Origin of the sequence: Streptomyces antibioticus (assembly GCF_002019855.1) — a bacterium.
Taxonomy (GTDB): domain Bacteria; phylum Actinomycetota; class Actinomycetes; order Streptomycetales; family Streptomycetaceae; genus Streptomyces; species Streptomyces antibioticus_B.
Genome location: NZ_CM007717.1, coordinates 4,034,359 through 4,060,581, shown reverse-complemented (window position 1 = coordinate 4,060,581; position 26,223 = coordinate 4,034,359). Strand labels below are relative to the sequence as shown.

Here is a 26,223-nt window from a genome sequence, read left to right as displayed (position 1 = left end):
GAGAAGGAGGCGTCAGGCGACCGACTCCGGGACCGAGGAGCGGGCCGCCACGCCGTGCTGCGGGGGGCGGGTGGTGACCATCAGGCCCGCCACCAGACCGGCCAGCAGCATGATCCCGGCGGCCCACCACAGGGCGACCGTGTAGCCGTGCACGATCCCCTCGCGGGTGACCAGGTCGCGGCCGCCCGGGTCGGTGAGATGGGCCGCGATGTACGCGGTGCCGCTGGTGGTGGCGATCGTGTTGAGCAGCGCCGTGCCGATCGAACCGCCCACCTGCTGCGAGGTGTTGACGGTGGCCGAGGTGACGCCCGCGTCCTGCGGGGCGACCCCCGCGGTGGCCGTGGCGAACACCGGCATGAAGGTCAGGCCCATGCCGAGGCCCATCAGCAGCAGCGCGGGCAGGATCTCGCTCGTGTACGCGGAGTCGACGGTCATCTGCGTGAGGATCACCATGCCGCCGGAGGCCAGCAGCATGCCCGGGACCATCAGCATGCGCGGCGGGACACGGTTGATCAGCCGGGCGGAGATCTGCGTGGAGCCGACGATGATCGCGACGGTCAGCGGCAGGAAGGCCAGGCCCGTCTTCACGGGCGAGTAGCGCAGGATGACCTGGAGGTAGTAGGTCATGAACAGGAACACACCGAACATGCCGATGACCGCCAGGCCCATGGTCAGGAAGCAGCCCGCGCGATTGCGGTCCTTGACGATGTGCAGGGGCAGCAGCGGCACCGGCGCCCGCCGCTGCCACCACACGAACGCCACGAGCAGCGCGATCCCGGCCGCGAACAGGGCCAGCACCAGCGGGTCGGTCCAGCCGCGCGGCTCGGCCTCGCTGACGCCGTAGACGATCGCCACCAGGCCGCCGCAGCCCAGCACCACACCGGGCACGTCGAGGCGGGCGGGGTGTCCGGGGCTGTCGTGCAGCAGGGTGAGCGCGCCGAGGACGGCGACGATCGCGATCGGCACGTTCACATACAGGCACCAGCGCCAGTTCAGGTACTCGGTGAGCAGTCCGCCGACGATGAACCCGATCGCCGCGCCGCTGCCCGCCAGCGCGCCGTAGATGCCGAACGCCTTGCCGCGCTCCCTGGGGTCGGTGAACGTCGTCGTCAGCAGGCTGAGCGCGGACGGCGCGAGGACGGCGGCGAAGGCGCCCTGGAGGGCGCGGGCGGCGAACAGCATCCCCGCGGTGGTGGCCGCGCCGCCGAACGCGGACGCGGCGGCGAAGCCGATCAGCCCGAACACGAACGTCCGTTTACGGCCCACCAGGTCGGCGACCCGGCCGCCGAGCAGCAGCAGTCCGCCGAAGGAGAGCGTGTAGGCGGTGATGACCCACTGGCGGTTGCCGTCGGAGATCCCCAGGGCCCGCTGTGCGGACGGCAGGGCGATGTTCACGATCGTCGCGTCGAGGACGACCATGAGCTGGGCCAGGGCGATGATCACCAGACCCCACCAGCGGCGGGGATCGGGGTCCGCCGCCGGACCCGCGCGTTCACCTGTCCGGGGGACACTCATTGGGCCAGAAGACCATGAAACGGGGCGTATCGCATCCTCGTGCGGGGCCCGTGCTCAGGGCTCCAGCACCACCTTGCCCGTCGTCGCCCGGCTCTCCAGGGCGCGGTGCGCGGCGGCCGCCTCGGCGAGCGGGAAGCGGTGCACGGCCGGGGTGAGCCGGCCCTCGGCGGCCTCGGCGAGGGCGCGCACCTCCAGCGCGCGCAGACCGCCGGACCGCTCCAGCATCGCCGGGCCGAGCGCCGACTCGGAGACGCCCTCGACGAACACGTCCTGTCCGGCGCCGAGCCCCTGCGACGACCAGCCGAAGACGAGGTGCCGCCCGCCCGGCCCGAGCAGGCCGACCGCCTCGCGGGCCACGTCCCCGCCGACCCCGTCGAAGACGACGGTGGCGGCCCGGCCGCCGAGGAAGGCGCGCACCTTGTCCGGCCAGCCGGGGTCCTGGTAGTCGACGGCGAGGTCGGCGCCGTTCGCCGCGACCAGCGCCGTCTTCTCCGGGCCGCCGGCCAGCCCGACGACCGTCGCGCCGGCGCCGCGGGCGTACTGCACGATCAGGGTGCCGATGCCGCCGGCCGCCGCGGGCACCACGGCGACGGTGTCCGGGCCGGGCTCGGCGAGCCGGAGGATGCCGAGGGCCGTCCGGCCGGTGCCGATCATGGCGACGGCGTGGGCCGCGTCCAGGTGCGGCGGGATCTCGTGCAGCCGGGCGGTGTCGGTGACGGCCAGTTCGGCGTACCCGCCGGGGACGAAGCCGAGGTGGGCGACGACCCGCTTGCCGAGCCAGGACCGGTCGGTCCCCTCGCCGAGCGCGTCGACCACACCGGCGACCTCGCGGCCGGGGATCGTCGGCAGCGGCGCAGGCTCGGGCGCGGGGCCGCCCTTGACGCCCTCGCGCAGGGCGGCGTCGAGCAGATGCACACCGGCCGCCTCCACGGCGATCCTGACCTGGCCCGGGGCGGGTTCGGGGTCCTCGACCGGCTCGTAGGCGAGGTTCTCGGGCGGGCCGTAGGTGTGCAGACGGATGGCGTGCATGGGGGTCCCCCTTGTGGGTGTGGTCCGGCAGCGGCGGGTGTGCTCTGAAGGGTTTCCACTCTTCAACCTCGACCTTGGTTGAGGTCAAGCACGTCCGGCGTTGTCAGTGGCGGGGTGCAGCATGGGGGCATGGCGAGGACACGGGCAGGCGGGACCGGCGGGGCGGGCAGGGCGGCCGGGGTGAAGAGGGCGCGGCGGCCCGAGGTGCGGCTGCCCGCGCTGGAGCCGTTCGAGGGCGGCGGGCTCGAACCCGACGGGGACTACGACGGGGTGGAGTTCGGCGGGACGGACCTGGCCGGGCAGGACGGCGGGGGCGCCCGTTTCATGGACTGCGCGCTGACCGGCTGCGCGCTGGACGAGACCCGGCTCGACCACGCCCGGCTGCTCGACACGGTCCTCACCGGCATCCGGGGCGTCGGCACCCGGCTGGCGGAGGCGACCCTGCGGGACGTCGAGCTGGTGGACGCCCGGCTCGGCGGCACCCAGCTCCACGGCGCCGTGCTGGAGCGGGTGGTGGTCCGCGGCGGCAAGATCGACTACCTGAATCTGCGGCAGGCGCGGCTGCGGGATGTCGTCTTCGAGTCCTGTGTGCTGGTCGAGCCGGACTTCGGCGGGGCCCGGCTGGAGCGGGTCGAGTTCGTGGACTGCGCCCTGAGGTCCGCCGACCTCACCGGCGTCACCCTGACGGACGTGGATCTGCGCGGCGCGACGGAACTCACCCTGGCGGCGGGGGCGGACCGGCTCGCGGGGGCGGTGATCAGCGCCGGTCAGCTCTTCGACCTGGCGCCGGTGCTGGCGGCGCGGCTGGGGATCAGGGTGGAGGGGATGGAGGGGACGGAGAGCTGAGGGGGCGCACAAGGAAGCGCAGCACTATGGAAACTGACGGACCGTCAGGTTAAGCTCCGCGCATGATTCCCACGGTGGTCTGGGGTACCGGCAATGTCGGCCGCGCGGCGATCCGCGCGGTCGAGGCGCACCCGGCGCTCGATCTCGTGGCCGTGCTCGTCCACACCCCCGGGAAGGTCGGCCGGGACGCGGGCGAACTCGGCGGCCTCGGAAGGAGGTTGGGCCTCCCGGCGACCGACGACACCGACGCCGTACTGGCCGCCCGTCCCCGGGCCGTGGTCTACGCGGCGTCGGGCGACATCCGGCCCGACGGGGCGCTGGCCGACATCGGCGCCGCGATCCGCGCCGGTGCCGTGGTCGTCACACCGTCGCTGTATCCGCTCTACGACCAGCGCAACGCACCGCCCGAGTTCCGGGACCCGGTGCTCGCCGCGATAGCCGACGGCGGCGGCTCGCTGTTCGTGTCCGGCGTCGACCCGGGCTGGGGCAACGACGTCCTGCCGCTGCTGATGAGCGGCCTGGGCACGGTCGTGGACGCCGTCCGCTGCCAGGAGATCTTCGACTACTCCACGTACGAGCAGGAGGAGTCGGTGCGGTTCCTGGTCGGGATGGGCCAACCGCTGGACTACGAGCCGCTGATGCTCGCCCCGACGGTCCCGACCATGGTGTGGGGCGGGCAGATCCGGCTGATGGCCAGGGCGCTCGGGGTCGAACTCGACGAGATCCGCGAGACCGTACGGCGCCGCGCGCTGGACGCGACGGTGAGCACCCGCACCATGGGCGTGTTCGAGGCGGGCACGCAGGGCGCGGTGCGCTTCGAGGTGCAGGGGATCGTGGACGGCGAACCCCGTCTCGTCATCGAGCACATCACCCGGATCCACCCGTCCTGCGCCCCGGAGTGGCCGTCCCCGCCCCACGGCGACGGGGCGCACCGGGTGATCATCGAGGGCCGTCCGCGCATCGAGGTCACCGTCGAGGCGACCGACGAGGGCGAGAACCGGTCCGCGGGCGGGAACGCCACCGCGGTCGGCCGGCTGGTCGGCGCGATCGACTGGCTGGTGGCGGCGGAACCCGGACTGTACGACGCGCTCGACGTCCCGCTGCGGCCGGCGGTCGGACGGCTCGGCGGAAAGTGACACCGGCGTCCCCGTCGGCCGACGTGTGTACGGGCCGACGGGTGTACTGGAGGAGGGAGTTCCGGATGAACCTCGACATCCCCGAGGGCAAGCACCCGATCGAGCACGTCTGGGGCGACATGGTCCCCGGCATCGGTCCCGCCGCGGCGAACTTCTCGCTGGCCGTCTACGCCCATACGACCCTGGGGCTGCGGGAGTTCGAGGCCGCGCGGCTGCGGATCGCGCAGATCAACGGCTGTCTGTTCTGCCTGGACTGGCGGACCGAGCGGGACGGTCTGAAGGTCGAGGAGGAGTTCGCCGGCGCGGTGGCCGAGTGGCGGACGACCGACGCCTTCGACGAGCGCACCCGGCTGGCCGCCGAGTACGCGGAGCGGTACGCCCTGGACCACCACAACCTGGACGAGGAGTTCTGGGACCGGATGAGCGCCCGCTACAGCCAGTCCGAGATCGTGGAGCTGACCATGAGCCTCGGCTCGTGGCTGGCGTTCGGGCGGCTCAACCGGGTGCTGGGGCTCGACGCGATGTGCGTGCTGCCGGGGCACTGAGCGGGTCGCTCCCCGGGGTCCGGTCAGCACGCACAGGTGCGCACGCACAGGTGGGTGCAAGCGGGTCGCGCTAGAGATCCGCGGCGATGATCGCCTCGATGTTGCGTTCGGCGAGGGCGGTGATGGTGACGAAGGGGTTGACGCTGGTGTTGCCCGGGATCAGAGCGCCGTCGATGACGTACAGGCCCGGATGCCCGTGCAGACGGCCGTAGTTGTCGGTCGCCCGGTTCAGCACGGCGCCGCCGAGCGGATGGTACGTGAGGTGGTCGCCCCAGATCTTGTAGATGCCGAACAGATCGGTGCGGTAGATCGTCCCCTCCTTGGCGTTGATCTTGTCGAAGATGGTCCTGGCCATGTCGATGGACGGCTGCTTCCACGCCGTCTGCCAGTCGAGGTCGACCCGGCCGGCCGCCGCGTTCCAGGTGAACCGGGCGCGGTGGGGGTTCTTCGTGATGGACAGATAGAACGAGGCGTAGGTCTCGATGCCGGTGGGCAGCGGCGCCACCTCGGCGAAGGCGCCGCCCGCGGCCCAGTTGTCGATGCCGGAGCAGGGGATGGACGACTGGAGGGACCCGGTGGGGTCCCACAGGTGGTTGGCGCGGCCGCACATCACATTGCCGTTGTCGCCCCAGCCCCTGCCCACCTCGCCGTTGAGGCCCGGCAGCGCGCCGGTCGCCTTCAGCTTGACCAGGAGCTTGCTGGTGCCGACGCTGCCGGCCGCGAAGAACACCCGGTCCGCGGTGACGGTCTTGACGGCGACGGCGTTGCCGCCGGTGTCGAGCTGCTCGACCACGACCGTGTAGCCGCCGCCGCTCGCCGGGGCGACCGACGTGACCTTGTGGAGCGGCGAGACGGTGACCCGCCCGGTCGCCCTCGCCCGCGCGAGATAGGTCTGCTGGAGGGACTTCTTGCCGTGGTTGTTGCCGTAGAGGATCTCGCCCGCGAGCGCGGATCTGGTGACCGTGCCGGCGGCCTCCTGCTTCATGTAGTCCCAGTCGTACACGTCGGGTACGAAGACGAACGGGAAGCCCGACCGCTGGGCGTGCTTCCGGCCGACCCGGGCGTACTGGTAGCAGTCGGCGGTCTCGAACCAGGCCGGGTCGACCGTGCCGACCCCCAGGGCCGTGTTGGCGCGCGGGTAGTAGACGGAGTACATCTCGTCGGCGTCCACCGACGGCAGGACGGCGCCGAAGTTCTCCCGTTTCGGGGTGACGGCCATCCCGCCGTTGACCAGTGAGCCGCCGCCGACGCCCCGGCCCTGGTAGACGATGATGCCGCCCATCTCCTCGGCGTCCAGGATTCCGGTGTAGCGCGGGACGTTCTTGTCGAGGGGGAAACCGAGGAAGTTGCTCAGCGGCTGCTTGGTCCGGGTGCGCAGCCAGTACGACCGGTGGTCGGGGCTCGTGGTGTTGGCGAAGATCTTGCCGTCCGGGCCGGGGGTGTCCCAGGCCATGCCCATCTCGACCATGTGCACATCGACCCCGGCCTGGGCCAGGCGCAGGGCGGCCACGGAACCGCCGTACCCGGTACCGACGACGAGGACGGGGACATGGGCGCCGGGGTCGATCACCGCGGTGGGGGTCGCGGTGGCGGCGTGCGCCGGGAGCGGATGGCCGGCCAGCGCGGCCGACCCGAGAAGAGAACCAGTTCCAGCGATGAATCCGCGACGAGACACGCCTCTCTGACGTGTCTCACGTGGGGAATTGTCGTTCACACGCGGCTCCTCACTCTCTATGGAGTGAAACGGGTTCTACTGCCGCTATCGTGAGAAGTCACGCCATACCGTCAGGTAACTTCGAGGGTTCAGGCGATGCGCGGGAAGCGGGCCTGGAGCGTCCAGATCGCCGGGTTCTCGCCCAGGTCCTCGTGCAGGTCGACCAGATCGGCGATCAGATCGTGGAGGAAGTCGCGGGCCTCGCGGCGCAGCGCGCCGTGGGAGAAGGTGAGCGGGGGCTCCTCGGCCGGCATCCAGTCGGCCTCGATGTCCACCCAGCCGAAGCGGCGCTCGAAGAGCATGCGGTCGGTGGACTCGGTGAAGTCCAGCTCGGCGTACTGGGGGCGGGAGGCCCGGGAGCCCGCCGGGTCCCGGTCGATCCGCTCCACGATGTCGCACAGCGCCCACGCGAAGTCCAGCACCGGCACCCATCCCCAGGCTGTGGACACCTCGCGGTCGGCCTTGGTGTCGGCGAGGTAGACGTCCCCGCAGAACAGGTCGTGGCGCAGGGTGTGGACGTCCGCGCGGCGGTAGTCCGTCTGCGGGGGGTCCGGGAAGCGGTTGGAGAGGGCGTAGCCGATGTCGAGCACGTAGGGATGGTGTCACGCCGCTGGGGCCGCGCCCGCCGTCCGGACCCGTGGGCCCTTTAGGATCTCTGACATGTCCCGATCCTTACACCTTGTCCCGGCCGCCGTGCTCCTGACCACCGCACTCACCCTGAGCGTGAGCGGATGCGACGGCGGATCGGAGGGCGGCTCGGGTGGCTCGGGCGGCGGCTCGGCGCGGGGTGCGGCCGGTGTGGGCGACCCGTACTTCCCGAAGGCGGGCAACGGCGGCTACGACGTCACGCACTACGGCCTGACACTGGCCTGGGAGCCCGATGACAGCGACGACGAGGATGCCGCTTCCGGCCGGCTGACCGGCAAGGCCGTGATCACGGCCCGCGCCACCCAGGACCTCGACGCGTTCGACCTGGACCTCACCGGACTGGACGTCTCCAAGGTCGTGGTCGGAGGCCGGGAGGCCGCCACCGGCCGCGAGGGCCAGGAGCTGACCGTCCGCCCGCGCGAGCGGATCGGCGAGGGCGAGACCTTCGAGGTGACGGTGGAGTACTCCGGCCGCCCCCGGACGGTCACCGACCCGGACGGCTCCGAGGAGGGCTGGCTGCCCACCGCGGACGGCGCGCTGGCGCTCGGCGAACCGACCGGCACCATGGCCTGGTTCCCCGGCAGCCACCACCCCTCCGACAAGGCGTCCTACGACCTCGCCGTCACCGTCCCCAAGGGCCTGACGGCCGTGTCCAACGGGGAGTTGAGGAGCGAGCGGACCGACGGCGGGCGCACCACGTTCGTCTGGCGCACCGCCGAGCCGATGGCGAGCCATGCCGCCACCCTCGCGATCGGCCGCTACGAGGTGACCCGGTCCACGACCCCGGACGGACTGCCGGTGTACGTCGCCGTCGACCCGGCGCAGGCCGCGAAGAGCCGGGCGGTGCTGGCCCGGCTGCCCGAGGTGCTGGAGTGGGCGGAGTACAACTTCGGGCCGTACTCCTTCTCCTCAACGGGCGCGATCGTCGACCGGCCGGAGGACTCCGACTACGCCCTGGAGACCCAGAACCGGCCGGTCTTCCCCGGCGCGCCCGACACCGCGACCTTCGTCCACGAGATCGCCCACCAGTGGTTCGGGGACTCCGTCACCCCGAAGACCTGGCAGGACATGTGGCTCAACGAGGGCTTCGCGACCTACGCCGAGTGGCTGTGGCAGGAGGACGAGGGCGGCAAGTCCGCCGAGGAGACCTTCACCGAGCTGTACGAGCACGGCGAGGGCAGGTACGAGGACCTCTGGGACTACCCGCCCGGCAAGCCGTCCGGCGCCGACACGATCTCCGACACCCCGGTCTACCAGCGCGGCGCGATGGTCGTCCATCTGATCCGGAAGGCGGTGGGCGACGACGCGTTCTACGACATCGTCCAGGGCTGGGCCGCCGAGCACCGCCACGGCAACGCGTCCACGTCCGACTTCACGGCCTACGTGGAACGCCAGGCGCCGGACACGGACTTCGACGAGATCTGGGACGACTGGCTGTACGGCGAGGGCAAGCCGGAACTGCCCTAGGGCCTAGGTGGTTCCGTCCCGCCGGTCGAGCAGCCGGGCGAGATCGGGCGGCCACACCGGCTCGGGGGCGTTCCGCAGCTCCTCCCGGGTCCACCAGCGCCAGGTGAGGATGCCGTCCGTGGCGTGCGCCGCGGCGAGGTGGGGGCCGGTGGGCTCCCGGCGCGGGCCCTCGGTGACGTAGACGTGCTCGTGCTGGTGGACGGGGACGCCGGAGTGGGTGAAGTCGTGCTCCCAGGTGCACAGGAGGGGGCCGGGGGCCAGGTCGGTCCAGCCGGTCTCCTCGCGCAGTTCGCGCAGGGCGCCCTCCTGCGGTGACTCGCCGGGCTCAAGTCCGCCGCCGGGCAGCGCCCAGTGGACGCCGACCTCGACGTTGTCGTACCGGAAGAGGAAGACGGCGCCCTCGGGGTCCACGACGGCGATCCGGGCGGCGGCGCGGGGCGTGCGCAGGCGTTTGCGCAGGACGGTGCAGGGGCGGCCGTGCTGGAGGTCGGGGCGGTGGGCGATCACCTCGTAGCCGAGGGCGGTCCAGAAGGCGAGCCCCTTGGGGTTGGCGTCGAGGACGGCTAGACGTACGGCGGTACGGCCGGCCTGCCGGAACCGCGCCTCCACCCGCTCGGCGATCCGGCGCCCGTGCCCCTGCCCCTGGACGGCGGCGTCCACGATCAGCAGCCCGATCCACGGGTCGGGGTCGGCCGGGTCGGGATGCCGGGCGAGGGTGATCACCACCCCGACGAGCCGCCCCGCGCTCCGGGCGAGCAGCACCTCGGCGTCCGGATGCGCCAACTCCTCGGCGAGCGCGGCCGCGACCTGCTCCGGCCGGATGTCGCCCGGCTCGGGGAAGTCCCCACTGAGTGCCTGAAAGGCGTGATCGGAGGCGTAGAGAGCGGTCAGCTCGGTGAGCAGGGGGCCGGGGATGTCGTGATCCGGGGTGAGGGCCAGCGGCGTGAGGAGCATGGGGCGCAGGCTAGCGGGGAGAGGCGGGGGCGGTCGGATCACGGAGTTCGAACCAGACGCGTTTGCCGTATCCGAAAGGCGCCTGACCGGCGTGTCCGGCTCCCCAGTCGTGCGCGAGCGCTTGGACGAGACGCAGCCCGCGCCCGCCCTCGCCGTCGGTTGCGGTCACGGGGGTCATAGGCGCCCTGGCGGGGACGTCGTCGTAGACGGAGACCCGTACGCCGTCGGCGGTGACCGAGGTCTGCAGGTGCAGTGTCGGGGTCGCGGTGTGCACGACGGCGTTGGTGACGACCTCGGATACGAGGATGCGGGCGGTGTCGGCCAGGTTGGCGGTGTGGCCGTTGGCGGCGAGCAGGAGGGCCACTGTGTCCCGGCAGATGCGGGGCGCGATGAGCGATGCGGGGGCGGTGAGGTGGTAGTTCTGCGGGACGGCGGGCTTGGCGTGCATGGACTTCAACCTCCTTGAGGCAGGGGTGCGTTGACGGTTCGAAGGTAGGGGCAACCTTGCTCCGGAGCAAGGTTGCCCCTGATGATTCACTCGGGCGAGTGGACCGGTCCGGCCCGGCACGGCAGACTCGGTTGCCGAGAGGAACGGAATCCATGCCACTGAGAGACAATCCCTCCGCCCGCCAGGTCCGACTGGGCTCGGAACTGAGGAAGTTGAGGGAATCCGCCGGGAGGACGGCTCGCGAGGCCGCCGGCCTGCTGTCGACCGATCAGGCGAAGATCAGCCATATCGAGGCGGGGCGCCTGGGGATCAGTGAGGAGCGGGTCCGGCGGCTGGCGGTGTTCTACTCGTGCGACGACACGGCCCTGATTGACGCCCTGTGCGCGATCACCCGTGAGTCACGAGGACAGGGCTGGTGGGAGGCGTACCGGGGTGTCCTGGCCCCCGGTTTTCTCGATGTGGCCGAACTTGAGCATCACGCGACGTCGTTGCGGGCGCTCCAGCCGATGACGCTTCCCGGTGTCTTCCAGACCGAGGACTACACGCGTGCCGTCTACGGCGGCCATATCCCCGTGCTCCCCGCCGAAGAAGTGGACGTACGAGTCGAGTTCAGACAGAAGCGCCGCCAGATCTTCGAACGCGACGTGCCACCGCCCTTCGTCATGGTCATCCACGAGGCGGCCCTCAGGATGCGGGTCGGTGGCCGAAAGGTGGCGCGGGCCCAACTGGTCCATCTGCTGGAGGTATCCGAGCGCCCGGCGGTCACCTTGCGGGTGATCCCTTTCACCAGCGAGGAGTTCGTGGAGGCCACTCAGCCTGTCCTGTACGCCGGCGGGGTCGTCCCTCGGCTGGACACCGTCCAGGTGGACAGCGTGGTGGGCGGGATTCTCCTCGATGGAGGCGTCCAGCTCAAGAAGTACGGCACACTGCTCGACCTCGCTGAGCGAGCCGCGCTCGATGAGGAGGGCTCGCGCCGATTCGTCCACGACATCACACGAGAACTGTGAGAGGTCACACTATGTCCGTGCAGTGGCAGAAGTCGTCGTTCTCCGGAGCCGGGGGAGAGAACTGCGTCGAGCTTGCCGACGTCGAGTCCCACATCCTCCTTCGCGAGGGCGAATCGCCCGCGACGGAGCTGGTCGGGTCCCCCGTCGGGCTGCTGGGGCTGATACGGGAGATCAAGAGCGCCGCGCGGCACGAGCCGGAATAGCCGCAGGCTCACCTCACGTTGGCATCGCCATGACGACGAACGTGCCCCGGCCCGAGGTGTTGCGTTACACCGCCTTCTCCAGCGATCCGGACGGGGGGAATCCCGCCGGTGTCGTGCTGGACGCCGCCGGGCTGGGCGACGCCGACATGCTGGGCATCGCCGCCGACCTCGGGTACTCGGAGTCCGCGTTCCTCACCCCGCCCCCGGAGGGGCTCGGTGGGCCGGAGGGGCGGGTGTACGGCATCCGGTACTTCAGTCCGAAGGCCGAGGTGCCGTTCTGCGGGCATGCCACCGTCGCCACGGCGATCGCGCTGGCCGAGCGGATCGGGCCGGGGGAGCTGGTGTTCGCGACGCGCGCCGGGACCGTGCCGGTGGAGGTGCGGGAGGAGAGCGGCGTGCTCAGGGCCACGCTCACCAGCGTCGAGCCGCATGTCACCGGGATCGACGACGCCGACCTCACGGAGGCGCTGGCCGCGCTGCGCTGGCCGGCCGCCGATCTCGACCCGGCCTTTCCGCCCCGGATCGCGTTCGCCGGTGCCCGCCATCTCGTCCTGGCGGCGGCCACACGCGAGCGGCTCGCGGACCTGGCGTACGACTTCGCCCGCTCGAAGCGCTGATGCACCGGCTGGATCTGACCACGGTTCAGCTCGTGTGGCGGGAGTCGGACACCGTGTTCCATATCCGTGACCCGTTCCCCGTCGGCGGGGTCGTCGAGGACCCGGCGACCGGTGCGGCGGCGGCCGCGTTCGGCGCGTACACCCGTGAACTCGGCCTGGTCCCCGAGGACGCCGTCCTCACCCTCCACCAGGGCCACGACCTCGGCCGCCCCGGCGAACTGACGGTCACTCTGCGCGCGGGCGACCCCAGGATCCGCGTCAGCGGCACGGGGGCGTGCATCGGCTGAGAAGACGGGACCTCCGTCAGTTCTCGCACCCCGTGATGTCGTCCACACAGTCCTCCACGTCCTCAAGAGCGACAGTATTGAGCCGCCACAGGACGAGACCGTCCACGACCGGCTTCGCCGGTGCGACCGCCGCGGTGAAGGGGGCCCCGGCGGGGACGTTGAACTGGTCCGCCTCGCGGTCGCCGCACTCCACCTCCCACTCGCTCTCCGCGTCACCGCGTACGAGGGTGAGGACGACGGTGTGCGGCGCTGCGGCCTGGCAGGCGATGTCGAAGGTGTAGGGGCGGTCTCCGCGTGCCGCGAAGGTGCGGTCCAGCCCGTCCGCCAGAGTCGCCGTGCCCGAGTCCTCGCGCGCGGCGCTGTCGGGTTCGACGGCGTTCAGCGCGCGCGTGGCCCTCTTCATCGCCGCTTCTTGGTCTCCCTTGCCCTCCCATGCAGGGGGCTGCGTCACGGACGGCGTTCCACCGTCCGGTGTCTCCTTCGGCCTTCGCGCCTCCTCCGTGCAGCCGGCGGCCAGGGCCGTGAAGGCGAGGGTGAGGGCGATGGCGATACTGCGGGCGAGAGTGCGGTGTGCGTGCATGCGGTTCCCGTCGTGAGTACGGACGTGGCGCCGCCGAGGAAGCGGCGCCACGTGCTGGGCGTCTATCGGGTACTGCGGCGGTACAGCTCGGGACCACAGACCTGGGCGCACGGATCGCTCGACTGTGCAGCCCTCGGGGCGGCGAAGCCGTTCGGCGGCGGAACCAGTTGGTACTCGCGGCCGAGCGCGTCGGCCTGAGTATTGCCGTACATGGACACTTCGCCGTCCGACCAGCGGACGAACAGGTCGTCCTCCCAGTTGTTGGCGCCGAACTCGCCTGCTGCGATGACACGGGCATGGGGCCAGGTGCTGTTCGCCGCGAGCACTGTGGACTTGCCGCCCAGACCTCGGGTGCCGACATCCTGATAGATGGTCAGGCTGCCGTCGGACCACTTCACGAAGAGGTCGTAGTTCGGGTTGGTGTCGCTGGTGTCGCCGTCGAAGTCGCCCCCGGTGATGAGGATGGAGTCGCTGGCCCAGAGACTGTTCTTGGCGAGCAGTTGAGTCTCCGCGTGGAGGCCGGCGCCATCGACGTTGGTGTACTTGGTGACCTCGCCGTCGACCCAGCGGACGATGAGGTCGTCAGGCCACTTGTTGCCGCCGTACTTTCCCGTCGCGATGCCCCTGGCGTGCTTCCAGACGGAGCCCGCTTGGGCGATCTTGATCTCGTTCGCCGGGTGCTGGCTCGACGAGGTGGGGAGCTTGCTTTTCTGGTCGATGTCCTTGTAGATCGTCACTTCACCGTCCGACCACTTCACCAGCAGGTCGTAAGCGTTGGATCCGGTGTAGTCGCCTGCGGTGACGACGTCGGCGTACTTGCTCCAGAGATCGTTGGGCTTGGCCAACTGCACCTCGCAGGGCTGCCCGGCCTTGCACCCGGTGTAGAAGCCCTGGTTCTGGTCTCCGGGGTAGAGCGTCACCTCACCGTCGCTCCATTTGACGATCAGGTCGGAGTCGCCGTACTTCTGCGACTCGGTGTGAAACGTGCCGGGGGTCGCGGCCATGGCGTGTCGCCATAGCTTGGCGTCTCCCATGCCCTCGGCGCCCTTCGGAGTGTCCGGCGCGTAGTCGTTGACTGCCTGGTTGTAGAGACGGACCACGTCAGCGTCGAACTGGGAGGAGTACGAGACATCGTCCCGTGTCCCACCCGTCTTGTAGCCGCCGATGACGCCGATGATGTCGCCCCGTTTGCCGTCGAAGTTCCGCAGGAAGGGACCACCAGAGACGCCTGGAGCGAAGCCGTCGCAAGCGATTTCGAGGAACCTGCCCTCGAATCCCTTGGTGGTGGAAGAAGGACAGACGAGCGGTGCTTTCGACCCGCCCGGGAATCCGATGAGGGCGACATTGCGCTGGGCAAGCTGCGAGGAATGCAGGGTGGTCAGCTCGTTTCCCATGCCGGTTGCATTCTCCAGGAATTCACCCTTCGAGTTCGGTCCGGCCCTGAGGATGGCGAAGTCCAAGTCGTCGGCTTTGGCCGGCCCCTGGGCCAGATAGCGTCCGTCGATCCAGACTTTCCCCTTCTTGATGGGGAAGATTCCGTAGGGGGCAATCCCACGGCCCCTGTGCGCCGGGTCCGGCTTCCAGCCCGGTGCGAAGGCCAGGGACTTGAAACGGTCGTTGTCGTTGAGACAGTGCGCTGCGGTGATGATGAGCGACTTCGTCGGGGAGGCGACGGAGGAGGCCGAACAGAACTGATCCCGGCTTCCGGGGTCAGGCTGTGGGTCGTCATCGTCGGCGATGAGGAAGACACCGGCGGTCGCCACACCCCTCTTGTCGAACGCAGAGGCCGCGTCCGACTTCTGCCCGAGTGATGGAGCCTTCTCGGCGTCCTTCTCTCCGCCTTCGTCTGCTTCCAGCTCCACAGGTACGGCGTCGGCGATGCGTTCGGGCGTCCAGTAGCTCTCTGCGGCCTCTGCTTCGGCGATCTCCTCGGGCGTCGCCTTCAACACCTGCCCCGGAGGCAGCGGAACGTCCGTCGGCACGGTCACTGACGCCTGCCCCGGGGACGACTCGCTCTCGTGTGTCGGCTCCGAGGAGGCAGAGGCACTGGCACCGGTCGACAATGGAGAGGGCGTGGTTGTGTCGGCCCGAGGCGGTGTCGGGGACGCCGTTGAGGCGCCGGTTCCGGCCTGGGGTGGTGGCGTCGGTAAGGCCGCCGCGGCGGGGGCGGCCAGCAGAATTGCCGCAGTCACCAGGCCGAGCCCGCCGAATTTCCACCTCGGGCGTATCGCGTACTTGCTCACAGATGGGATTACCTTTCACGGTTGGTCAGGCCGTCAGGTGGCGTCCGCGCATTCGCCATGCGCTTGGGCGCACGACGACATGACGCTGTTTCAGGGAACCGCACTCAAACGTATGCCTGTGCGGCTCGCTCGGCTGAACCATATGCGAATCTCACGAATCATCCGATCGCTTTTCTGTGAGCTCGAGTCGGACCGGATGGAACGCGCCATGAAGGGAATTCTTCATTCCGCGCGAGTTTGCCCATGAATCAGCCCTTGCGCGTTCCCTCCGCTCCCAAGAACGCAAATGTAATTTGGCGACTATTCGCCCCAGGTGAGGGGAGCGACGAGGCCGTCGGCCAGGGGGAGGCCAGATCTCGGGGGCGTCCGGGCGGGCGAGTTACCGGGAGCCTTTGGGCCGCCGGAAGGCCGACGGCGCAAGTGCCGAGACAGCACTTGGGGCCTGGGCGGGCCGCTCGGCCTCTCGGTTGAGCAGCCCGGCGCCGGTCGAGGAAGCCACGTCGCGCCCGCACCAGGGGCCGGCAGACCGGGACCCGCCTGAGCACGGCTTGGCTGCGATGGAGGGGCGGGGGCAGGGAAGTCCCGCGCCGGTTCCTTCTCGAGCACCCCTCGTATCTGTCCGCGGGCACACGAAACCCCTGGTGCCGCCCGAGAGCGGGACCAGGGGCTCCGTGCAAGGAATCCGGGTCAGGTCAGACGTTGACGCCGAAGTCCTGGGCGATGCCCGCCAGGCCCGAGGCGTAGCCCTGGCCGACCGCGCGGAACTTCCACTCCGCGCCGTTGCGGTACAGCTCGCCGAAGACCATCGCGGTCTCCGTCGCCGCGTCCTCGCTCAGGTCGTAGCGGGCGATCTCGGCGCCGCCGGCCTGGTTGACGATGCGGATGTAGGCGTTGCGGACCTGGCCGAAGTTCTGCGAGCGGTTCTCCGCGTCGTAGATCGAGACCGGGAAGACGATCTTGTCGACGTCGGCCGGGAGACCGGCCAGGTTGACGTTGATCGCCTCGTCGTCGCCCGCGCCCTCACCGGTGCGGTTGTCGCCGGTGTGGACGATGGTCTGGTCCGGGGTCTGCTTGTTGTTGAAGAACACGAAGTGTCCGTCGGAGTAGACCTTGCCCTGCGGGTTGACCGCGATCGCCGAGGCGTCGAGGTCGAAGTCCGTGCCGGTGGTGGTGCGGACGTCCCAGCCGAGGCCCACGGTGACGGCGGTCAGGCCCGGAGCCTCCTTGGTGAGCGAGACGTTGCCACCCTTGGACAGGCTTACAGCCATGGTTGGGAGTCCTTTCCCTCGTTGCGTAGAGGCTTCGCGGCACGAAGCTACAGCTATCCCTATGAACGCGAGCAAGGGGCCCGAAGGTTCCCCGTGTCTTTACTTTCTTTACCAACTGTCCCTCCACCGGACCCACCGGACCCACCGGCCGCTCCCCTCGGCGATATTGGGGTGACGCGGACCCGGCCGGGCGGGGACCATGGACGGCATGTCCGGTCCCTATCTCATCCGCGGCTCCGTCGCCCTGCCCGAGGCGGAGCTGGTCTGGCGGTTCTCGCGGTCCTCGGGCCCGGGCGGCCAGCACGTCAACACCAGCGACTCCCAGGTGGAGCTGCGCTTCGACCTGGCCCGCACCGAGGCCCTGCCCGAGGTGTGGAAGGCGCGGGCGCTGGAGCGCCTCGCCGGGCGGCTCGTCGACGGCGTCGTCGCCGTCCGTTCCTCCGAGCACCGCTCCCAGTGGCGCAACCGCGAGACCGCCGCCGTACGCCTCGCCGCGCTGCTCGCGGAGGCCACCGCGCCGCCGCCGAAGCCGCGCCGGGCGACCCGCATCCCGCGCGGGATCAACGAACGCCGGCTGCGGGAGAAGAAACAGCGCGCGGAGACCAAGCGGGGGCGCACCGGACGCGACTGGAGCTGATTGCGCGGCACAGCGAACGTGTACGAACGTGAAGGCGAACTGTGATTCCGGGAAGTCCCGGGAACAGTCGTCAGCAAGGTCAAGGAAGCGGAAAGGGCGCTCAGTTCGGGATGCGCCCGAATTCCTGACGGGGCGTCGGTGTTCGCGCCTGTGACTAATCCGGACCGGACGAAATTCCCGTTCAGTTGTTTCGCCGGGTCACCCCAACTGCCGGTACCTGCCCCGGAAATACAGCAGCGGCCCGCCCTCCGCGCTCGGCATCCGCGCGCCCAGCACCCGGCCGATCACCAGCGTGTGGTCCCCCGCCGTCACCCGCTGTTCGGTACGGCACTCCAGGGTGCCCAGGGCGCCGCCCACGAGGGGCGCTCCGGTGAGGGCGCCGGGGGTGTACGGGATGTCCTCGAAGAGCAGCCGGTCGCTGAGCCGGCCCTTCATCGCGAACCGGCCGGCGATGTGCCGCTGGCTCTCGGCGAGCACCGACACCGCCCACAGCGGCTGTTCGTCGAGCAGGTCGTCCATCCGGGAGCCGGTGCGCAGGCTGACCAGGACCAGCGGGGGATCCAGGGAGACCGAGAGGAAGGCGGTGGCCGTCATCCCGGCGTACTCGCCCTGCGGCGCGCCGGGGTCGTCCGGGTCCAGCGGCGGCTCCTGCGCGGTCACCAGGACCACCCCGCCCGCCAGCCGGGACATCACCGCGCGGAACTCGTCGTTGCTCACCCCCACAGCATGCCCGGGGGCCGCGGCGGGGGCGGGGACAGGGGGAGTCTTCAGCACGTCGGGAGGCAGCACGTCCGGCACGCTAGTGTCCGCCCCGCGGGGCCCGCATCGGGCTTGCGTCCGAGCCCGGCCGCCCCCATGGTCGTAGGACCCCCGACGGATCCCGTGGCACTTCCTTCGGCAGATCTCGGCGCGGTCACCGATCTCCCGGTGGCGGGGCGATTCCGCGGAGCTTCCCGTACGCTCGGCCGTGTGTCGTCATACGCTCAGTAAACACACAGGGAAAACGCAGAAACTCCACTCAATTGTTCACGTTTATATGTGACTTGAGTCACAAGGGGCATTAATTGTTGACCCTGTGTACCGAGTGGGCAGCGCGCTGTGATTCAGTGGCGGAGGCGTCACGGCGTCACCAGGACACCCACACCGACGGACAGCACCAGAAACGACGTCACGCCGAAGACAACCCTTGATTCGCTGCGAAGTCTCGGGGGGAGGGCGAAGCATGGAGACCGAGTCGGAACCGTACGTCCGTCTTGCGTCCCTGCGACAGCTGCACCAGGTCATGGCCGACATGAACACGGCCCGCAGCCTGGCCGACACCTTGCAGACCGTCGCCGACGGCGTCGTCACCGCACTCGGCTACGAGCTGGCGTGCGTCAACCTCGTCCGCGCCGACGGCGATCTCGTGGTCGCCGCCCTGGCCGGGAACCCCGCCGCCGAGGCCCTGATCACCGGCCGGGTCGGCTCGCGCGAGTCCTGGGAGCGCCGCCTCAGCATGGGCGAGACCTGGGGCGACCTGGTCTTCATACCCCACACCGAGGGCTGGATCCTCGACGACGACGACGTACCGCAGTGGTACACCGACGGGCCCGCGCCCCGCTTCGAGAACGAGTGGCACCCCTCCGACCGGCTCTTCGCGCCGATGTTCACACCCCCCACGCCCGGCACCGGGCCCGGCGGCGAACTCATCGGCGTCCTGTCCGTGGACCGGCCGCGCAACGGCCGGCTGCCCGGCGCCTGGGGCCGCGAAGCGCTCCAGATGTACGCGTTCCAGGCAGCCATCGCCATCAGCAACGCACGTCTACGCGCGAATATGCAGCGGGCACTGGTCCGGCTCGAACGCGAACAGCAGGCCCTGCGCGCCAGCGAGGAGTCCTTCCGGCAGGCGTTCGAATACGCCCCCTCCGGCATGGCCATCGCCGAGATGGGCGGCGACCAGCACGGGCGGATCCTGCGGACCAACGACGCCCTGTGCCGCCTCCTGGGCCGGCCCGCCGCCGCGATGCGCCGCTACTCCTTCTCCGACCTCGTCCACCCCGAGGACATAGGCACCCTGCTCCGCACCTCCGCCGAGGGCGGCCGCGCCGAACTCCGCCTCGGCCGCCGGGACGGCACCTACGTCTGGGTCAGCCTCCGCAACTCCGTCGTCGCCGACGCCGCCGACGGGCCCCGCTTCCTCCTCACCCACGTCGAGGACATAGAGGAGCGCAAGCGCCGCGAGCTCCAGCTCGCCCACCGCGCCTCGCACGACTCCCTCACCGGACTGCCGAACTCCGCCGAGCTGCGCTCGCGCCTGTCCGCCCGGATCTGCCAGCGCCCCCAGTCCACCCACCCGGCCGTCGTCGACGCCATGGACCAGGCGTACGGCCACCCCGCCTTCGACGCCAACGGCCACGGCTTCGACTACCGGCCCGGCGGCGCGCAGAGCTTCGACGCCTTCGACCACCATGTGCACACCGCCGCCCCCGAGGAGGACGGCCGCGACGACGGCACCAAGGGGCTCGCGGTGCTCTTCTGCGACCTCGACGGCTTCAAGTCGATCAACGACCGGTTCGGGCACAACGCGGGTGACGCGGTTCTCATCGAGGTCGCGCGGCGGCTGTCGCAGTGCGTCCGCGACGGCGACACCGTCGCCCGGCTCGGGGGTGACGAATTCGTCATCCTCGCCGACGGTCTCGGCCGCGCCGACGCCCAGGACCTCGCCGTCCGGCTGCGCAACGAGATCATCCAGCCGATCCGCGCCGAGGGCCGGGCCGTCCGGGTCGGCGCCAGCTTCGGCATCGGGTGGGCGCACTGCGGGATGACCGCGGACGAAGTGCTGAAGTCCGCCGACGAGCGGATGTACGTCGAGAAACGATCTCGTCCCAAACAGCACAGACGGGCGGGATGAGTCCCGGATCGCAGTCCCGGATCGGCCCAGGCAGGGCCGGGTGGGCGTCTTCGTGGCCGAGTCGATGCGATCCGAGTCACCCGTTCGGGTCACCCGGAGCGGGTAGGCTCGCCCTTCTCACCCTTGAATCGCATTGCATCGCATCAACCCCGCACCTGTTGACCCGCACCTGTTGAGGAGTACGAAGGGATGACGCCCGGCAACAACGGCGCGAGCACGCCCGAGGACGACGACCCGTTCGGCTACCTCTACGCCGACGGTCAGGCCAACGGAGCCCAGCCGCCCTCCAGTGGTTACGGCTACCCGAACTCGGTCAGCCGGGTGCGCGCGGTAGGCGAGCGCCAGTACGGACAGCCGCAGCAGCAGACGGCTCAGTACGGGCAGCCGACGGTCCCCCAGCAGGGCGCGTACGGCCAGCCGAACGCGAACTACGCCGCACCCGAGACCTTCCCCGGCGGCCCGGGCGGCCCGACCGGCCGTCAGCAGCCCGTACCGGGCGGTGGCGGCCGTGGCCGCGGCCCCAACACCAAGGGCCTGCTGATCGGCGCGGTCGCGGTGGTCGCCGCGGTCGTCGTCGGCATCGCCATCGCGATGACGGGCGGGGACGACGGCACCGGCGACAACGCCGGCGACCAGCCCTCCACCACCCCCTCCACCTCCGCGAGCGCCTCCCCGAGCGAGTCCTCCACCAGCGAGGCCACGGAGGAGAAGCTGCCGACGATCGAGGCGAAGGCACTGAAGCTGGAGGGCGGCGCCACCACGTCCAACCAGTACAAGGGCGCCAAGTCGGACGGCGGGATCTACGTCACGGGCTTCAACCAGGTCGGCGCCAAGGTCTCCTGGACGGTCAACGGCATCCCCAAGGCGGGCGGCTACCGGCTGTACGTGCAGTACGGCATCCCCGGCGTCGACGCCGACGCGACGCTGGTGGTCAACGGCATCCCCCAGACCCGTGCGCTGAACATGAAGAACTTCAGCAATTCTCCCCAGGGCGACTGGGAAAAGGGCTGGCAGAACACCTGGGCCAGCGTGAACCTGACCAAGGGCACGAACACCATCGACGTCACCTGCGCCGACGGCAACAAGTGCGACGTGAACCTCGACCAGCTCTGGCTCACCAAGGGCTGAGCGCGGGCCTTCGTCAGGCCGCGGTGACCTCCGTGGTCACCCCGACCCGGCCCAGCAGTTCCTCGTAGGACGTGCGGTCGAAGTCGCCTGCCGTGGGGGACAGGACCGTTGCCGTCGCCAGGGCTACCGCTCGGGTCAGGCGGGCGGGCCAGGGGAGGCCCTCGGCGAGGGCGGAGAGCAGGCCGGCGGAGGCGGAGTCGCCCGCGCCCGTCGGGTTGCCGCGGAGCCGGGCCGGCGGGGCGGCGCGCCAGCGGCCCTCGTCGGTCGCCGCCACCAGGCCCTCGGCGCCGAGCGAGGCGACCACGGCCCGGGCGCCGCGGCGCCGGGCGTCCTGGGTCGCCTTCAAGGGCTCGTGGGAGCCCGTGAGTTCGGCCAGTTCGTCGGAGTTCGGCTTGATGATGTCCGGGCGGGCGGCGACGCCCCGGCGCAGCGGCTCCCCGCTGGTGTCCAGCAGGACCGGCACCCCGGCCGCCCGTGCCGTACGGACCAGGCCCGCATACGCCCCCACCGGCACCCCCGGCGGCAGGCTGCCGCACAGCGCCACCGCCTCGGCGCCGGCCACCAGCTCCCCGTACACCCCCAGGAACGCGGCCCACTCGGCCGCGGTGACCAGCGGGCCGGGTTCGTTGAGCTGGGTGGTGTCGCCGGTGCGGGCGTCGACCACGGCGACCGTACGGCGGGACGGGCCCGCGACCGGCACCAGCGCGTCCTCGACCCCGGTGAGCCGCTCGCGTATCAGACGGCCGGTGCCGCCGCCCACGAACCCGGTGACCGTCACGTCGTGCCCGAGCGCGGCCAGCACCCGGCCCACGTTCAGCCCCTTGCCGCCGGGCCGCTCCGTCACGTCCGTCACCCGGTGCGCGGCGTGCGGCCGCAACGCCGGTACGCGGTAGGTGATGTCGAGAGCGGCGTTCAGCGTGACCGTGAGGATCACCCGCGACCTCCCCCGATTGTCCCTGCCCCGTGCCCGTCGGCCCTGATCATGCCAAAAGGACGGCGACCGGCCCAGCCCTCGGGTCGGCCACCGTCCTGTTCCGGGGGGACGATTCAGGCCAGTTGGGGATCCACCACCCAAGCGCCCTTGCGCATCACGCCCTTGAGGTCGAAGTTCTCGTCCAGGAGGACCAGGTCGGCGTCCTTGCCGGGGGCGAGGGAGCCGATCGTGTCGGAGAGGCCGAGGAGGCGGGCCGGGTTGGTGGAGAGCGCGGCGACGACGTCCTCGACGGGGAGGCGGTCGACGGTCACCGCCCGCTTGAACGCGCGGTCCTGGGTGAGGGTGGAGCCCGCGATCGAGCCGCCCTCGACCAGCCGGGCCACGCCCTCGCTGACCTCGACCTCCAGCGGGCCGAGCATGTAGCGGCCGTCGCCGATGCCGGCTGCGTCCATCGCGTCGGTGATGAACGCGACCCGGTCCGCGCCCGCGTGACGGAACGCCAGTTCCAGGGCGGCCGGGTGGAGATGGGTGCCGTCGTTGATGAGTTCCACGGTGACCCGCTCGTCCTCCAGGAGCGCAGCGATCGGGCCGGGCGCGCGGTGGCCGAGGGCGGGCATGGCGTTGAACAGATGCGTGGCGACGGTCGCCCCGGCGTCGATGGCCTTGACCGTCTGCTCGTAGGTGGCGTCGGTGTGGCCCACCGCCGCGATCACCCCGTGCTCGGCGAGCAGCCGTACGGAGTCCAGGCCGCCGGGGAGTTCGGTGGCCAGGGTGACCATCCGGGCCTGGCCGCGGGCCGCGTCGATCAGCTTGCGGACCTCCGCCGGGTCCGGGTCGCGCAGCAGTTCCTCGGAGTGCGCGCCCTTGCGGCAGGGCGAGATGAACGGCCCCTCGAAGTGGATCCCGGCGAGATCGCCCTGTTCGGTGAACTCGGAGAGCAGCCCCGCCTGCCGGACCAGGAAGTCCATGTCGTCGGTGACGGTGGAGGCGACCAGGGTGGTGGTGCCGTGCCGGCGGTGGGTGTCGACGGCCCGCCGGATGTCCTCGGGCGTCCCGGAGAAGGACGCGCCGCCGCCGCCGTGGTTGTGGATGTCGACGAAGCCGGGGACCAGCCAGTGCCCGCGGGCGTCGACCACCCGGGCGTGCTCGGACGCCGTGGCGGCGATACGGGAGCCCTCGACGGTCACCTGGCCGCCCCGGACCGTTCCGGAGGGCAGGACCACATGGGCGCCGGACAGGGTCAGGGGCGCCGGGCCGGCCGCGGGCCGCGGGTCGTGGGTGGCTCGGCGCGCGTCGTCCCGCGCCCCTAGGGGGGTGACCATCAGGGTGTTACCTCCATACCGTCAGTCGTGGCCGTGCCGTCAGTCGCATCCGTGCCGTCTGTCGCGTCCGTGCCATGTGTTGCGTCCGAGCCGTCTGTCGCGTCCGTGCCGTCATCCGTGCCGTCCGTCGTGCCGAGGAGATCCCAGGCCAGGAGTCCGGCGCCCAGACAGCCCGCCGTGTCGCCCAGTGCCGCCGGCACGATCGTCGGCAGTTTCTGGAAGGTGACCCGCCGCCGGACGGCGTCCCGCAGTGGTGTGAACAAGGTTTCCCCCGCCTCGGCGAGCCCGCCACCGATGATGAGCGTGCGCGGGTCCAGCAGGGTGAGCGCGGTGACCAGGCCGTCGGCGAGGGCGTCCACGGCCCCCTGCCAGATCCGGACGGCGTTCGGCTCCCCGGACGTGACGGCCTTGGCGCAGTCGGCGGCGTCCGCCTCCGGGTCCCCGCAGGCCGCCGCCCATGCCTCGCTGACCGCGGCGGCGGAGGCGAACCGCTCCAGACAGCCGTGCTGGCCGCAGGGACAGGGGGTTCCGCCGGGCCGTACGACGATATGGCCGATCTCGCCCGCGAAGCCGTGCGCGCCCGCCTCCACCCGGCCGTCGACCCCGATGGCGCCGGCGATGCCGGTGCCCAGCGCGACGAACAGGAAGCGGTCGGCGCCCCGGCCGGCGCCCACCCGGCCCTCGGCGAGCCCGCCGGTGCGTACGTCGTGGCCGAGGGCGACGGGACAGTCGAGCCACCGGGTGAGCAGGTCGCGCAGCGGGACGTCGCGCCAGCCCAGGTTGGCGGCGTAGGCGGCGATGCCCCGGGTCTCGTCGACGATGCCGGGTACGGCGACACCGGCCGCGACCGCGGGCTCGCCGAACCGTTCGACCCCGTGCGCGCGCAGGTCGGCGGCGAAGTCGAGGATGCCGGCGATCACCGCGTCGGGGCCGCGCTCGCGGCCGGTGGCCCGGCGGTCCTCGTGCAGCAGGGTGCCGTCGGCCCCGACCAGGGCGGCCTTCATCCCGGTGCCGCCCACGTCGAGGGCGATGACATGTCTCACGGGAACAGTGTGGACCGAGTACCCGCAAGAGGTCTAGTCCACTTCGCGGGTTCGCGGTACCGTGCCGCCCCAAAGGCCCCGAAAGAGGTCTAGTCCACGCAGGTGGTGTAGACCTTAATCCGGATAGCGGTCCATTGGTAGGAGCAATTATCTGTGAGCAGTCGGGAGAACAGACCAGTGCAGCGGCGGACAGGAAAGCCGGGAACGATCGCCGGGACGGTCGCGGGGGTGTCCGCGCTGGGCATGGCCGCGGTCCTCGCCGGCTGCGGACTCACGTCGGGCTCCGACCACGTCACGCTCCACCTGGTCGCGGCCGACTACGGCGACTCCGCGGCCAACAGCTCCGAGAAGTACTGGGACGCCATCGTCACGGCGTACGAGAAGCAGCACCCGGACGTCACCGTCGAGGTGACCGTCTACTCCTGGAACGACGTCGACGCCAAGGTCAAGGAACGCGTCGCCGCGGGTGACCCCCCGGACCTGGCACAGATCGGCGCCTACGCCGACTATGTGGCCGCCGACCAGCTCTACAAGGCCGGCGAGCTGCTCTCCATCCCCGTCCAGGCCGACTTCGTGAGCCAGCTCGCCGACGCGGGCAAGGTGCGCGGCGTGCAGTACGGCATGCCGTTCGCCTCCTCCACCCGGCTGCTCTTCTACAACAAGACCCTCTTCGCGAAGGCCGGCCTCACCCCGCCGACCACCTGGGAGGAGCTCGCCGCGGACGCCGCCGCCCTCAAGCAGAACGGCGTGAAGTACCCCTACGCCCTGCCGCTCGGCCCCGAGGAGGCCCAGGCCGAGACGCTCCAGTGGCTGCTCAGCGGCAACGGCGGCTACAACCAGAACGTCAGCAGCTACAGCATCGACTCCACCGAGAACGTCGACACCTTCGGCTGGCTGAAGAACGAGCTGGTCGGCAAGGGCCTCACCGGCCCGGTGGCGCCCGGTGAGCTGAACCGCGCCGACGCCTTCGCCGCCTTCACCGACGGCGAGGTCGGCATGCTCAACGGCCACCCGTCCCTGATGAAGGCGGCCGCGAAGAAGGGCGTGAAGTTCGGCATGGTGCCGATGCCCGGTCTGGACGGTCCCGCCAAGATCTCCATGGGCGTCGCCGACTGGATGATGGCCTTCCGCAAGAACGGCCACGCCCGGCAGGCCGGCGACTTCCTCAACTTCGTCTACAGCAAGGAGAACGTGCTCGCCTTCTCCCGCGAGTACGACCTGCTGCCGGTCACCAACTCCGCCTCCCAGGTCATGAGCACCGCCGAGGAGGACGCCGACCTGCGGCCCTTCCTCAAGGAACTCGCGCTCTCCGAGACCTACCCGGTCGGCCGGACCTCGTGGGCCCAGGTCAGCGCGGAGATCAAGAAGGAGATAGGCCGCGCGGTCACCCCGAACGGCTCCCCGGCCACGGTCCTGGGCGACCTCCAGGAGACGGCCTCACGGGCGGAGAACGAAGCCGGGGAGTGAGCGAGCCGGGCGGGCCGGCGGGCCGGATGTCGGTGGCCGGGGATACCGTGCGGGGCATGGAAGCGGAGCTGGAGGAACGCGAGCGTGCCGTCCTCGCCCTGGAGCGGCGCGGTTTCCCCGGGCCCGGCGCGAAGGAACGGGCCATCCGTGAGGAGCTGGACCTCTCCCCGGTCCGCTACTACCAGCTCCTCAACGCCCTCCTGGACGATCCCCGGGCACTGGCCCACGACCCCGTCACGGTGAACCGGCTGCGCCGCGTCAGGGAGGCCCGGCGAGCCGAGCGCTGACCTCCCGA

At 70.9% G+C, this 26,223-nt stretch carries 24 protein-coding genes and 1 pseudogene; 12 read left to right on the top strand and 13 right to left on the bottom strand.

Features of this window, described 5'->3' with window-relative positions; all coding sequences use genetic code 11:
• Positions 1 to 12 precede the first annotated feature (12 nt).
• Together AFM16_RS18200 and AFM16_RS18195 are read right to left on the bottom strand one after the other, a co-directional pair.
• Positions 13 to 1,515, bottom strand: a complete 1,503-nt coding sequence (locus tag AFM16_RS18200) for an MFS transporter (protein ID WP_030785552.1) — start codon at positions 1,513 to 1,515, stop codon at positions 13 to 15.
• 54 nt (positions 1,516 to 1,569) lie between these two features.
• Positions 1,570 to 2,544 (bottom strand): zinc-binding dehydrogenase, encoded by a 975-nt coding sequence (locus AFM16_RS18195; RefSeq protein ID WP_078633951.1) that lies wholly within the window; start codon positions 2,542 to 2,544, stop codon positions 1,570 to 1,572.
• Between the two features lie 129 nt (positions 2,545 to 2,673).
• On the opposite strand from AFM16_RS18195, the gene AFM16_RS18190 reads away from it, so the two are divergent.
• The 3 genes from AFM16_RS18190 to AFM16_RS18180 all read left to right on the top strand — a co-directional run bounded on the left by AFM16_RS18190 (position 2,674) and on the right by AFM16_RS18180 (position 5,071).
• Positions 2,674 to 3,390 carry a pentapeptide repeat-containing protein gene (locus tag AFM16_RS18190; RefSeq protein ID WP_078633950.1) on the top strand — a complete coding sequence of 239 codons (717 nt, stop codon included), beginning with the start codon at positions 2,674 to 2,676 and terminating at the stop codon, positions 3,388 to 3,390.
• A gap of 62 nt (positions 3,391 to 3,452) precedes the next feature.
• Positions 3,453 to 4,526, top strand: a complete 1,074-nt coding sequence (locus tag AFM16_RS18185; protein WP_030785543.1) for an NAD(P)H-dependent amine dehydrogenase family protein — start codon at positions 3,453 to 3,455, stop codon at positions 4,524 to 4,526.
• A gap of 65 nt (positions 4,527 to 4,591) precedes the next feature.
• Positions 4,592 to 5,071, top strand: coding sequence for a carboxymuconolactone decarboxylase family protein (locus tag AFM16_RS18180; protein WP_078633949.1), 480 nt, complete (start codon positions 4,592 to 4,594; stop codon positions 5,069 to 5,071).
• A gap of 70 nt (positions 5,072 to 5,141) precedes the next feature.
• On the opposite strand, the gene AFM16_RS18175 is transcribed toward AFM16_RS18180, so the two are convergent.
• On the bottom strand, positions 5,142 to 6,746 hold the full coding sequence (locus AFM16_RS18175; RefSeq protein WP_245177726.1) for a GMC oxidoreductase: 1,605 nt from the start codon (positions 6,744 to 6,746) through the stop codon (positions 5,142 to 5,144).
• Between the two features lie 128 nt (positions 6,747 to 6,874).
• Positions 6,875 to 7,375: a hypothetical protein gene (locus AFM16_RS18170; protein ID WP_030785534.1), complete on the bottom strand. Its 501-nt coding sequence runs from the start codon at positions 7,373 to 7,375 to the stop codon at positions 6,875 to 6,877.
• 70 nt (positions 7,376 to 7,445) lie between these two features.
• Here AFM16_RS18170 and AFM16_RS18165 point away from each other — a divergent pair, with 70 nt between their 5' ends.
• Positions 7,446 to 8,900 (top strand): M1 family metallopeptidase, encoded by a 1,455-nt coding sequence (locus AFM16_RS18165; RefSeq protein WP_078633947.1) that lies wholly within the window; start codon positions 7,446 to 7,448, stop codon positions 8,898 to 8,900.
• Between the two features lie 3 nt (positions 8,901 to 8,903).
• Here the strand turns inward: AFM16_RS18165 and AFM16_RS18160 are convergent, their stop codons facing one another.
• Both AFM16_RS18160 and AFM16_RS18155 read right to left on the bottom strand, forming a co-directional pair.
• The gene (locus AFM16_RS18160) at positions 8,904 to 9,854 is read right to left on the bottom strand and encodes a bifunctional GNAT family N-acetyltransferase/NUDIX hydrolase (protein WP_078633946.1); all 951 of its coding nucleotides are present in this window, start codon (positions 9,852 to 9,854) and stop codon (positions 8,904 to 8,906) included.
• A 10-nt stretch (positions 9,855 to 9,864) separates the two neighbouring features.
• The gene (locus tag AFM16_RS18155; RefSeq protein WP_078633945.1) at positions 9,865 to 10,302 is read right to left on the bottom strand and encodes an ATP-binding protein; all 438 of its coding nucleotides are present in this window, start codon (positions 10,300 to 10,302) and stop codon (positions 9,865 to 9,867) included.
• A gap of 152 nt (positions 10,303 to 10,454) precedes the next feature.
• On the opposite strand from AFM16_RS18155, the gene AFM16_RS18150 reads away from it, so the two are divergent.
• The 3 genes and pseudogenes from AFM16_RS18150 (at position 10,455) to AFM16_RS18140 (ending at position 12,416) form a co-directional block, all read left to right on the top strand.
• Positions 10,455 to 11,309, top strand: a complete 855-nt coding sequence (locus tag AFM16_RS18150; protein ID WP_078633944.1) for a helix-turn-helix domain-containing protein — start codon at positions 10,455 to 10,457, stop codon at positions 11,307 to 11,309.
• A gap of 11 nt (positions 11,310 to 11,320) precedes the next feature.
• The gene (locus AFM16_RS18145; protein WP_078633943.1) at positions 11,321 to 11,512 is read left to right on the top strand and encodes a DUF397 domain-containing protein; all 192 of its coding nucleotides are present in this window, start codon (positions 11,321 to 11,323) and stop codon (positions 11,510 to 11,512) included.
• Positions 11,513 to 11,541: 29 nt separating this feature from the next.
• Positions 11,542 to 12,416: pseudogene (locus tag AFM16_RS18140) on the top strand (PhzF family phenazine biosynthesis protein).
• Between the two features lie 16 nt (positions 12,417 to 12,432).
• Here the strand turns inward: AFM16_RS18140 and AFM16_RS18135 are convergent.
• From AFM16_RS18135 to AFM16_RS18125, 3 genes are all read right to left on the bottom strand, one after another.
• Positions 12,433 to 12,996, bottom strand: a complete 564-nt coding sequence (locus AFM16_RS18135; RefSeq protein ID WP_078633942.1) for a hypothetical protein — start codon at positions 12,994 to 12,996, stop codon at positions 12,433 to 12,435.
• 62 nt (positions 12,997 to 13,058) lie between these two features.
• A complete protein-coding gene (locus AFM16_RS18130; protein WP_167797208.1) occupies positions 13,059 to 14,984 on the bottom strand; it encodes a trypsin-like serine peptidase in 1,926 nt (641 codons plus the stop codon).
• Positions 14,985 to 15,931: 947 nt separating this feature from the next.
• Entirely contained in the window at positions 15,932 to 16,507 is a 576-nt protein-coding gene (locus tag AFM16_RS18125) for a TerD family protein (RefSeq protein ID WP_030785528.1), read from the bottom strand.
• Between the two features lie 199 nt (positions 16,508 to 16,706).
• Between AFM16_RS18125 and arfB the strand changes: the two genes are divergently transcribed.
• Entirely contained in the window at positions 16,707 to 17,144 is a 438-nt protein-coding gene (gene arfB / locus AFM16_RS18120; RefSeq protein ID WP_030785527.1) for an alternative ribosome rescue aminoacyl-tRNA hydrolase ArfB, read from the top strand.
• 198 nt (positions 17,145 to 17,342) lie between these two features.
• Here arfB and AFM16_RS18115 read toward each other — a convergent pair whose 3' ends face one another.
• Entirely contained in the window at positions 17,343 to 17,861 is a 519-nt protein-coding gene (locus AFM16_RS18115; RefSeq protein ID WP_030785525.1) for a flavin reductase family protein, read from the bottom strand.
• A gap of 505 nt (positions 17,862 to 18,366) precedes the next feature.
• On the opposite strand from AFM16_RS18115, the gene cdgB reads away from it, so the two are divergent.
• Positions 18,367 to 20,034: a diguanylate cyclase CdgB gene (gene cdgB / locus AFM16_RS18110; protein WP_030785524.1), complete on the top strand. Its 1,668-nt coding sequence runs from the start codon at positions 18,367 to 18,369 to the stop codon at positions 20,032 to 20,034.
• Positions 20,035 to 20,223: 189 nt separating this feature from the next.
• Positions 20,224 to 21,162 (top strand): carbohydrate-binding protein, encoded by a 939-nt coding sequence (locus AFM16_RS18105; RefSeq protein ID WP_030785521.1) that lies wholly within the window; start codon positions 20,224 to 20,226, stop codon positions 21,160 to 21,162.
• Between the two features lie 13 nt (positions 21,163 to 21,175).
• Here the strand turns inward: AFM16_RS18105 and AFM16_RS18100 are convergent, their stop codons facing one another.
• From AFM16_RS18100 to AFM16_RS18090, 3 genes are all read right to left on the bottom strand, one after another.
• On the bottom strand, positions 21,176 to 22,096 hold the full coding sequence (locus AFM16_RS18100) for a 1-phosphofructokinase family hexose kinase (RefSeq protein ID WP_078633940.1): 921 nt from the start codon (positions 22,094 to 22,096) through the stop codon (positions 21,176 to 21,178).
• A 113-nt stretch (positions 22,097 to 22,209) separates the two neighbouring features.
• Entirely contained in the window at positions 22,210 to 23,418 is a 1,209-nt protein-coding gene (gene nagA / locus AFM16_RS18095) for an N-acetylglucosamine-6-phosphate deacetylase (RefSeq protein ID WP_078633939.1), read from the bottom strand.
• Positions 23,418 to 24,461, bottom strand: a complete 1,044-nt coding sequence (locus AFM16_RS18090; protein ID WP_256861322.1) for an ROK family protein — start codon at positions 24,459 to 24,461, stop codon at positions 23,418 to 23,420. The genes nagA and AFM16_RS18090 overlap by 1 nt, the downstream gene beginning before the upstream one ends.
• A 243-nt stretch (positions 24,462 to 24,704) precedes the next feature.
• Between AFM16_RS18090 and AFM16_RS18085 the strand changes: the two genes are divergently transcribed.
• Together AFM16_RS18085 and AFM16_RS18080 are read left to right on the top strand one after the other, a co-directional pair.
• The gene (locus AFM16_RS18085; RefSeq protein WP_051780392.1) at positions 24,705 to 25,928 is read left to right on the top strand and encodes an ABC transporter substrate-binding protein; all 1,224 of its coding nucleotides are present in this window, start codon (positions 24,705 to 24,707) and stop codon (positions 25,926 to 25,928) included.
• A gap of 56 nt (positions 25,929 to 25,984) precedes the next feature.
• Positions 25,985 to 26,215, top strand: a complete 231-nt coding sequence (locus AFM16_RS18080) for a DUF3263 domain-containing protein (protein ID WP_030785507.1) — start codon at positions 25,985 to 25,987, stop codon at positions 26,213 to 26,215.
• The last annotated feature ends 8 nt before the right edge of the window (positions 26,216 to 26,223 follow it).